The sequence below is a fragment of the Curvibacter sp. GW821-FHT01G03 genome (assembly GCF_059422285.1).
Genome location: NZ_JBWKWP010000011.1, coordinates 216848 through 225649, shown reverse-complemented (window position 1 = coordinate 225649; position 8802 = coordinate 216848). Strand labels below are relative to the sequence as shown.

General features: G+C 64.3%; 9 protein-coding genes. 5 read left to right on the top strand and 4 right to left on the bottom strand.

The window, feature by feature from the left end:
* Positions 1–185: 185 nt before the first annotated feature.
* The 3 genes from AC07VS_RS17855 to AC07VS_RS17845 are packed head-to-tail and all read right to left on the bottom strand — an operon-like array spanning position 186 to position 2499.
* Complete coding sequence (locus AC07VS_RS17855) at positions 186–485, bottom strand: hypothetical protein (protein ID WP_492345369.1); 300 nt, start codon at positions 483–485, stop codon at positions 186–188.
* A complete protein-coding gene (locus AC07VS_RS17850) occupies positions 485–919 on the bottom strand; it encodes a DNA polymerase III subunit chi (RefSeq protein WP_492345368.1) in 435 nt (144 codons plus the stop codon). The genes AC07VS_RS17855 and AC07VS_RS17850 overlap by 1 nt, the downstream gene beginning before the upstream one ends.
* On the bottom strand, positions 916–2499 hold the full coding sequence (locus AC07VS_RS17845; RefSeq protein ID WP_492345367.1) for a leucyl aminopeptidase: 1584 nt from the start codon (positions 2497–2499) through the stop codon (positions 916–918). The genes AC07VS_RS17850 and AC07VS_RS17845 overlap by 4 nt, the downstream gene beginning before the upstream one ends.
* A 22-nt stretch (positions 2500–2521) precedes the next feature.
* Here AC07VS_RS17845 and lptF point away from each other — a divergent pair, with 22 nt between their 5' ends.
* From lptF to AC07VS_RS17820, 5 genes are all read left to right on the top strand, one after another.
* The gene (gene lptF, locus AC07VS_RS17840; RefSeq protein WP_494655669.1) at positions 2522–3628 is read left to right on the top strand and encodes an LPS export ABC transporter permease LptF; all 1107 of its coding nucleotides are present in this window, start codon (positions 2522–2524) and stop codon (positions 3626–3628) included.
* Positions 3625–4722 carry an LPS export ABC transporter permease LptG gene (gene lptG, locus AC07VS_RS17835; RefSeq protein ID WP_494751615.1) on the top strand — a complete coding sequence of 366 codons (1098 nt, stop codon included), beginning with the start codon at positions 3625–3627 and terminating at the stop codon, positions 4720–4722. The genes lptF and lptG overlap by 4 nt, the downstream gene beginning before the upstream one ends.
* Positions 4723–4760: 38 nt before the next feature.
* Positions 4761–5120, top strand: coding sequence for a sirohydrochlorin chelatase (locus tag AC07VS_RS17830; RefSeq protein ID WP_492345364.1), 360 nt, complete (start codon positions 4761–4763; stop codon positions 5118–5120).
* Positions 5121–5192: 72 nt separating this feature from the next.
* A complete protein-coding gene (locus AC07VS_RS17825; protein ID WP_492345363.1) occupies positions 5193–6134 on the top strand; it encodes a CysB family HTH-type transcriptional regulator in 942 nt (313 codons plus the stop codon).
* A gap of 26 nt (positions 6135–6160) precedes the next feature.
* Positions 6161–7339: a pyridoxal phosphate-dependent aminotransferase gene (locus AC07VS_RS17820; protein WP_494751614.1), complete on the top strand. Its 1179-nt coding sequence runs from the start codon at positions 6161–6163 to the stop codon at positions 7337–7339.
* Positions 7340–7412: 73 nt separating this feature from the next.
* Here the strand turns inward: AC07VS_RS17820 and AC07VS_RS17815 are convergent, their stop codons facing one another.
* Entirely contained in the window at positions 7413–8642 is a 1230-nt protein-coding gene (locus tag AC07VS_RS17815; protein ID WP_494751613.1) for a cyclic di-GMP phosphodiesterase, read from the bottom strand.
* Between the last annotated feature and the right edge of the window lie 160 nt (positions 8643–8802).

Sequence of the window (8802 nt, the reverse complement as noted above, 5' to 3'; positions counted from 1 at the left end):
GGCAGCAACAGCGGTGATTTTCAACTTCATTTGCATAAAAGACTCCGAGATAAGTGCTGAGGTTGATCTTGACTCAGTGAAAAGCACGATAGCGCAATCCTCACAACAGAAACATCAGGGAACACGATAAGTCATCAAAAACAACAGCCCCGGCATGAGGTGGGTCAAACAGGCTTCACGCGTTCTCAGCGCGGCGATGCGAGTTCCTGCGCGAGCGCCTCGGTGACCGAGCCTCGCACCACGGAATCCAGCTCTTCCCGCAGCCGGGGCAGCAGGCTGCGTGTCTGCTCCTCGATCACGTGGGCCACGGCCTGCCGCACCCGCTGCTCCAGCAAAGCGTCCACGCGCTGCATGACACGGTGCACCAGTTGCTCTTCAAAGGCCAGCGCATCCAGGGCCGGGGCCGCCACGGGCGGCGAAGCCACCTGCACCACCTCGGTCAAGGTGGGCACGAAGCGCGGAGGGACTCGGGGGGGTTGGTTCATCATGCGCCTCCTTTGACCTGGATGTCGTGGCGCTGAATGGCGTAACCACGATCGGCATAGTGACGCCAGCGGGCCCGCCCGGCCTGGCGGTCTGCGTCTTCCAGACTGACCATTTCGATCACTCGCTCAAAACGCTCAAAACCGGCCGGCACCTCGGCGCCGACGTTGACCAAGACCTGGGGCTGGCTTTGCAAAGAAAGATCGGCGGTGAGCAGCACGGGGGAATGCTGCAGCACATGGGCTTCGGCGCCTGCCGCACAGTGAGGGATGAACTCATGCGGAGCCAGCTCCCACAGGCGGGTATCCACCGTGCGCAACTGGGTCTCAGCCCCGGTCACCGTCACGCGCGCCCCTGCTGCCACCGCCTTGCGGATCAGCCGCAGCACATAGGGCAGCTTCTGCGGCATGTTGAAGTGAAAGGCGATTTCGGTCATGCCTTCTTGGCGGCAGAGGGCTTGGCACGCGCCGTACCGGCTTTGACAGCCGCCTTGACGGGCGGCTTGGTCGGCTTGTTGGCGGCAGCGGTCTTCACCGGCGCCTTGACGGCGGGCTGATTCGCATCGTGGCTGGCCTGGCTCAGCAGGTACTCCAGCAACAAGCCCACCGGCCGCCCCGTGGCGCCCTTGGCACTGCCGCTCTTCCAGGCCGTGCCCGCGATGTCGAGGTGGGCCCAGGGGAACTTGCCCGCAAAGCGCTGCAAGAACTTGGCCGCCGTGATGGCGCCACCCGCGCGGCCGGCCACGTTGGCCACATCGGCAAAATTGCTCTTGAGGCCCTCGGCGTAGTCGTCGTCCAGGGGCAGGCGCCAGCACAGGTCCTGGGCCCGGTCGCCCGCCGCCTGCAGGGCATTGGCCAGCGTGTCATCGGTGGCAAACAGGCCGGAGCGCACCGCACCCAGGGCCACCACACAGGCCCCGGTGAGGGTGGCGATGTCGACCACCGCACGCGGCTTGAAGCGCTCGGCGTAGGTCAGCGCGTCGCACAGGATCAGGCGGCCTTCGGCATCGGTGTTCAGGACCTCGATGGTCTGTCCGCTGAGGCTGGTCACGACATCACCGGGTTTGAGGGCACGGCCGTCGGGCATGTTCTCGCAGGCCGGGATCAGGCCCACCACATTGATCTTGGGTTTGAGTTCAGCCAGCGCACGGAAGGTGCCCAACACGCTGGCGGCGCCACACATGTCGAACTTCATCTCGTCCATCTCGCCCGCCGGCTTGATCGAAATGCCGCCGGTGTCGAAGGTGATGCCCTTGCCCACCAGCACCACCGGCGCCTGGGTGCGGGCGGCGCCCTGGTAGCGCAGCACGATGAAACGCAGTTCCTGCTCGGAGCCACGGGCCACCGCCATGAACGAACCCATGCCCAGCTTGGCCACATCACGCGGCAGCAGAACCTCGCATTGCACCCCCGAGCCCCGGCTGGCCAGGGCCTTGGCGGCGGCCGCCAGATCGGTGGGGGTGGCATGGTTGGCTGGGCGATTGCCCCACTCTTTGGCCAGTTCGATCCCCGTCACGGCAGCGCTGGCCTGGGCCAGGGCGGCACGCTGCTCGGCGTTGGGGGTGGTCGCGAGGCCCAGCGTCACTTTTTGCAACACACGGCCTTCGGCCCGTGATTTGGTGGCGGTGTAGACGTAACTGCCATCAGCCAAGGCCTGAACAGCCGAGCGCACGGCCGAGGCGGAGACCTCGGCGCCGGCAAACACCACCGACAGGCGCTTGACGGACTCGGCACGTACCGTGGCCACCGCGGCCTGCACGGCCTGGCGCACAGGCTTGGCGCTGCCATCGCCCACACCGGCAAACACGACCCGGGCACTGCTGACGCCGGCCAGCCGGTAGGCCGACAACAAACGAGCCGCCTTGGTACCGAAATCTTCGGCCTTGAGGGCTTGCGCGAGCACGGCGGACAAGGTGTCCTGGCCGGGCTTGAAGCCCTCAGGCACCAGGATCACCAGAAGATCAGCCTTCTCGGCAGCGGCCGCAGACAGGCTGAGGGGTTTCAGTTCAAAGTTCATAATCACCCTTTTATCTCGTTCTATGTTATTCCATTCAACTCTGCGCAAGGAACTGGCCCGCAGTTTCGGCGCCACGCTGGTGGTGCTGGCCACGGTGGTCATGACCATGATGCTGATCCGCACGCTGGGGCAGGCCTCTCGGGGTGCCGTCAGCCCGTCCGACGTGATGATGGTCATGGGCTACACGGTGCTGGGCCACCTGCCCACCATCCTGGCGCTGAGCCTGTTTGTTTCGATTGTCGGCACCTTGTCACGCATGTACCGTGACAGCGAGATGGTGATCTGGTTTGCCAGCGGACGGGGCTTGGCCAGCTTTGTCTCCCCCCTGTTCCGCTTTGCCTGGCCCGTGCTGCTGGTGATTGCCTTGCTGGCCCTGGTGGGCTGGCCCTGGTCCAACCAGCAGGTGCAGGACATGCGTGACCACTATGAAAAGCGCGGCGACGTGGAGCGGGTGGCCCCAGGGCAGTTCCAGGAATCAGCCAATGGGGCGCGGGTGTTTTTTGTGGACAAGCAGTCCAACGACAACACCACCGGCAACAACGTGTTCATCGCGGCCCAGGAGCACGGCAAGGAGGCGGTCACCTCGGCCCGCACGGCGCGCATCGAAACCCTTCAACACGGGCGCTACGTGCTGCTCAGCCAGGGGCAGCGCATGGAGCAATTGATGAGCGATGGCAGCATCAAAGTCAGCGATTTCAGCGAATACGGCACCCTGATCGGCAGCAACAGCCTGGGCGATGCCGATGACGGCCCGACCAAGGCCATGTCGACCTTGCGCCTGTTGCGCGAGCCCACCCCCCCCAACCTGGGCGAACTGACCTGGCGCCTGGGCCTGGCCCTGGCGGGCCTCAACTTTGTGGTGCTGGCCCTGGCAGTGTCGGTGGTCAACCCACGGGCCGGGCGCGCGGGCAGCCTGGTGTTCGCCCTGTTTGCCTTTGTGGTGTATTACAACTTCATCAACCTGGGGCAGAACTGGGTGGCCAACAGCAGCATTCAGGCGGGGCAGTTCATGCTGTTGCTGCATGGGGGTGCCGGCATCGTGGGCCTGGCCTTGCTGGCCAAGCGCCATTACAACTGGAGTTGGCGCCACCTGCTGCTTCGCCGGCTGAGCGCGAGGGAGTCGGCATGAACACGATCCGCCGCTACCTGTATGGGCAGATCCTGAGCGCGGTGTCCTTTGTGACCCTGGGCTTTCTGGCGCTGTTCTTCTTTTTCGATCTGGTGGATGAATTGCGCTGGGTGAACCAGGGCGGCTACCACATCACCCAGGCCTTGATGTATGTGGGCCTGGCCATTCCGAGCCACCTGTATGAGCTGTTTCCGATCACTGTGCTGATCGGCACCATCTTCGTGATGGCCAACCTGGCTCAAAGCTCCGAGTTCACCATTCTGCGTACCAGCGGCCTGGGGCCCTGGCGGGCGCTGGGCACCCTGCTGGTGCTGGGCCTGGCCTTTGTGCTGACCACCTTTGCCGTGGGCGACTACCTGGCGCCGGCAGCCGAGCGAGCAGGCCAGTTGATGAAGGCCCGCTACCAGGGCCGCCTGACCACCGGGCAGACCGGTGCCTGGATGAAGGAGCGCCAGGCCTACAGTTCGTATGCCGTGAACATTGCGCGGATGCGGCCGGATGGCGGCATGCAAAAGATCCGCATCTTCGAGTTCGACCCGCAGGGGCACCTCGTGTCGATGACGCGTGCGGAGACCGGACACTTCAACAAGGACGATTCGTGGCAGCTGGAGGACGTGCAGCGCAGCGAGTTCCCCAACGAAGAGCGATCCAGCGCGCGCATCGACCAGAGCAAGGTGCCTCATCTGCGCTGGCCGACCCAAATCACCGCCGAAATGGCCTCGGCCGCCCTGCTCAAGCCCGACCGCATGCGCACGATCGACCTGTTCGAATACATCCAGCACCTGGATGCCAACGGACAAAGTGCACAGAGCTATGAGATCGAGTTCTGGCGCAAGGTCTTCTACCCGCTGAGTTGCCTGGTGATGGTGGTGCTGGCCCTGCCCTTTGCCTACCTGCACTTCCGCTCGGGTGGCATTGCCACCTATGTGTTTGGCGGCGTGATGGCGGGCATCAGCTTCTTCCTGCTCAACAACGTGTTCGGCTACATCGGCAACCTGCAGAACTGGGTGCCCTGGGTGGTGGCTGCCGCGCCTGGCCTGATTTATTCATTGATGTCGCTGGCCGCTTTTGGCTGGCTGGTGTTGCGACGCTGACCCCGACCGCCTGCCGTCCGAGAAACGAGACCCGAACCATGACCGCCATCATCTTGTTTGCCCACGGCTCCCGCGATCCGGCCTGGGCACGCCCCATCGAAGCCGTGGCCCAGCGCGTGCGCGAACGCTCGCCGGGCACCCGCGTGTGCTGCGCCTACCTCGAACTCACCGCCCCCAGCCTGCCCGAGGCCGCAGCCGCACTGGTCGCCGAGGGCGCCACCCAGGTGCGCGTGGTGCCCATGTTCCTGGGGGTGGGCCGCCATGCCCGCGAAGACCTGCCGGTGCTGATGGCCGAGCTGGCCCGCCAGCACCCGGCAGTGGTGTTCGATCAAAGCGATGCAGTGGGTGAACACCCCGACATCCTGGACGCCCTGGCCGTGGTCGCCCTGGCTCCGTGAAGGGGGCCAGGGGCGGCCAGTTTCAATAGACTTCTGCAGCATAATGCCCGGAATCTTTAGCCGATATTCGATATGAACCTGCACCAATTCCGCTTCGTCCAGGAGGCCGCCCGGCGCAATCTGAACCTGACCGAAGCCGCCAAGGCGCTCCACACCTCGCAACCCGGTGTGTCCAAGGCGATCATCGAACTCGAAGAGGAATTGGGGGTTGAAATCTTTGCCCGGCACGGCAAGCGCCTCAAACGCATCACCGAGCCGGGCCAGCACGTGCTCAAAAGCATCGAATTGATCATGCGCGAAGTGGGCAACCTGCGCCGCATCGGCGAACAGTTCAGCGCCCAGGACAGCGGCACGCTGTCGATTGCCACCACCCACACCCAGGCCCGCTATGTGCTGCCCGTACCGGTGGCGCGACTGCGCGAGGCCTACCCCAAGGTCAACGTCAGCCTGCACCAGGGTGCCCCCGACCAGGTGGCGCGCATGGTGCTCGACGAGATCGCCGAAATCGGCATTGCCACCGAATCCCTGGCCGACTATGCCGACCTGGTCACCCTGCCCTGTTACGAATGGCAGCACGTACTGGTGCTTCCGCCTGAGCACCCCTTGGCGCAGAAAGAGCGCCTCAGCCTCGAAGACATTGCCCACGAGCCGTTGATCACCTATCACCCCTCGTTCACTGGGCGCACCCGCATCGATCAGGCCTTTGCGGCCAAGAAGCTGCAACCGCGCATCGCGCTGGAAGCCATCGACTCCGACGTGATCAAGACCTATGTGCGCCTGGGTCTGGGCGTGGGCATCGTGGCCGAGATGGCGGTGCGCGACGACCCCATTGGCGACCTGGCCGTGCGCCCCATGGGGCATCTGTTTGGCCAGAACGTGGCCCGCGTGGCCTTCAAGCGCAGCGCCTACCTGCGCAATTTCGTGTTCAAATTTGCCGAGTTGCTGAGCGACCGCCTCAGCCGAGACCTGATCGCCAAGGCCCTGAGCGGCCACGTGAACGACTACGAACTCTGATCCACCTCACCCATTCGCCTCCAGCCATGAGCACCACCGCCAGCCCGGCCATCGGCCGCACCCCTCCGCTGCAAACCAAGCTGCCTGCCGTGGGCACCACGATTTTCACGGTGATGTCGGCCCTGGCCACCGAGACGGGCGCCGTCAACCTGGGCCAGGGCTTCCCCGACTTCAACTGTGACCCGCGCCTGGTGGACGACGTCACCCAGGCGATGCAGCAGGGTCTGAATCAGTACCCCCCGATGGCCGGCGTGCCAGCGCTGCGCGAAGCCATCTCTCGCAAGATCGAAGCCCTGCATGGCCGCCACTACAGCGCCGCCGACGAGATCACCGTCACGGCCGGCGCCACGCAAGCCATCATCACCGCCATCCTGGCCATCGTGCGGGCTGGTGACGAAGTGATCGTGCTTGAGCCTTGCTATGACAGCTACGTGCCCAACATCGAATTGGCCGGCGGCGTGGTGGTGCGCGTGCCACTCACACCTGGCACCTTCCGCCCCGATTTCGACCTGATTGCGGCCGCCATCACGCCGCGCACCCGCGCCATCCTGATCAACTCGCCGCACAACCCCAGCGCCACCGTGTGGAGCGACGCTGACATGCTGCGCCTGCAAGACCTGCTGGCCCCGACGGATATCTTCCTGATCAGCGACGAGGTTTACGAGCACATGGTGTTCGACGGCCAGACCCACCAGAGCGCCGCGCGCTTTGCCGGCCTGGCAGCGCGTGCCTTCATCGTCTCGAGCTTTGGCAAGACCTACCACGTGACCGGCTGGAAAGTGGGCTATGTGGCCGCACCGGCCCCTTTGACGGCCGAGTTCCGCAAGGTGCACCAGTTCAACGTGTTCACGGTCAACACCCCGGTGCAGCATGCACTGGCCCGCTACATGGCCGACCCCAGCCCCTACCTGGAACTGCCAGCCTTCTACCAGCGCAAGCGGGATCTGTTCCGTGCCGGCCTGGAGCGCACCCGCTTCAAGCTGCTGCCCAGCGAGGGCAGTTACTTCCAGTGCGTGGACATTTCCGAGGTCAGCGATCTGGGCGAGGCCGACTTTGCCCAGTGGCTCACGCGCGAGATCGGCGTCGCCGCCATCCCGCTGTCAGCCTTTTATGGCAATGGCTTTGATCAGCGGGTGGTGCGTTTCTGCTTTGCCAAGAAAGATGAAACCTTGCAGGCAGCGCTCGACCGGCTGGCCAAGTTGTAAGCGGGCCACGGGGCCCGTGCTGGCATCGGCCCCACCGCCCGGCCCATTCCTGGGCGGGCCACCACCAAGGTCCTCAGGCCTCTGACCAGATCTCGTCCAGGTACTTGAAGCCCCACTTTTCCTTGTCTTCCACGGCCACGATCTTCTCGTGGCTGTGACGTCCCGCCAGGTCCAGCACCTGGCGCGAAATGGGCTCGTTCGACTTGAGCGAGAAGAACACCGTGACCTTGGGGGTGAGCAGCGAGCTGTCGTTCTGCTCGGTCACCACCGCCAGGCGCCCGGACTCCAGCCGGACCAGCGAGCCCACAGGGTAGATGCCGATGCTGCGGATGAAGGCCTTCAGGATCACAGGGTCAAAATGGCCGGCCCACGAGTTCATGCGCCGGATCGATGTGCCCGGATCCCAGCCGGCCTTGTAGGGCCGGTTGGACGTGACGGCGTCATACACGTCGCAAACCGCCCCCATGCGGGCCATCAGCGTGATGTCGGTGCTCTTGAGGCGGTGCGGGTAGCCGGAGCCATCCACCTTCTCATGGTGATGAAGTGCGATGTCCAACGTGGCCTCCGTGGCGCCACCGCCCTCCTTGAGCAGCGTCCAGCCGGCCTCTGGGTGGCGTTTCATGATGCCGTACTCGCCTTCGGTCAGACTGCCGGGCTTGTTGAGCACCTCAAGCGGCATCAAGGCCTTGCCCAAGTCGTGCATAAGGCCGCCCATGGCCGCGTCACGGCTTTGGGCCTCATCCAGCCCCAGTTGGCGGGCCAGCGCCACCATCAGGGCGCACACCGCCACTGAGTGCATGTAGGTGTAGTCGTCCCGGTTCTTCAGCCGCACGATGCTGACCAGGGCGCCGGGATTGCGCATCACCGAAGAAGTGACCTCTTCTACCAGCGGCAGGGCCCCGTTGACGTCGATGGCCTTGCCAAGGCGAACATCATTGAACAAAGAAGTGACGGCATCCCGGCTTTGCAGCAGGATGCGCTTGGCCTGCACCAACTCCTGACTCATGCTGGTGGCCGGCTGGCGTACCGGGGCGGCAGTCGCGGGCGCAGCAACCGGCGCAGCGGGGGGGGCCGACACCACCTCGACTGTGGGCACAGGCACAGGCGCAGGTTCGGGCAAACCACAGCCGCGGGAGAGATCGATCCACAGCTCGGTGACCCCGCTGGCCATGATCGAGTCGAGGTCTTTTTGATCTTCCAGCAAAAAGGCACTGCGCCAGAAAGGGTGGTGCAACCAGGACCCTTCGAACTTGTGCACATACATGCCGAGCCTCAATTGCTTGGCATTTATGAGTTTCAACATGTTTCTATTCTAGGAAGTGACAAGCCCTGTCCCAGGGGGCGGATCAAAAAATCAGCGAATTCAAGGAAAATGCCGCAACACAAATGCGAATGCGATCAGAAATTTCGCATTTCCTCCGTCCAACGAACAAAGTCCACCGGTGCCGAAGGCGCCCCGCCCA

What these genes read in the sequence shown, in the direction of transcription:
- AC07VS_RS17855 (WP_492345369.1), bottom strand. Translation starts at nt 485, where the DNA reads ATGAACCAACCCCCCCGAGTCCCTCCGCGCTTCGTGCCCACCTTGACC.
- AC07VS_RS17850 (WP_492345368.1), bottom strand. Translation starts at nt 919, where the DNA reads ATGACCGAAATCGCCTTTCACTTCAACATGCCGCAGAAGCTGCCCTAT.
- AC07VS_RS17845 (WP_492345367.1), bottom strand. Translation starts at nt 2,499, where the DNA reads ATGAACTTTGAACTGAAACCCCTCAGCCTGTCTGCGGCCGCTGCCGAG.
- lptF (WP_494655669.1), top strand. Translation starts at nt 2,522, where the DNA reads ATGTTATTCCATTCAACTCTGCGCAAGGAACTGGCCCGCAGTTTCGGC.
- lptG (WP_494751615.1), top strand. Translation starts at nt 3,625, where the DNA reads ATGAACACGATCCGCCGCTACCTGTATGGGCAGATCCTGAGCGCGGTG.
- AC07VS_RS17830 (WP_492345364.1), top strand. Translation starts at nt 4,761, where the DNA reads ATGACCGCCATCATCTTGTTTGCCCACGGCTCCCGCGATCCGGCCTGG.
- AC07VS_RS17825 (WP_492345363.1), top strand. Translation starts at nt 5,193, where the DNA reads ATGAACCTGCACCAATTCCGCTTCGTCCAGGAGGCCGCCCGGCGCAAT.
- AC07VS_RS17820 (WP_494751614.1), top strand. Translation starts at nt 6,161, where the DNA reads ATGAGCACCACCGCCAGCCCGGCCATCGGCCGCACCCCTCCGCTGCAA.
- AC07VS_RS17815 (WP_494751613.1), bottom strand. Translation starts at nt 8,642, where the DNA reads ATGTTGAAACTCATAAATGCCAAGCAATTGAGGCTCGGCATGTATGTG.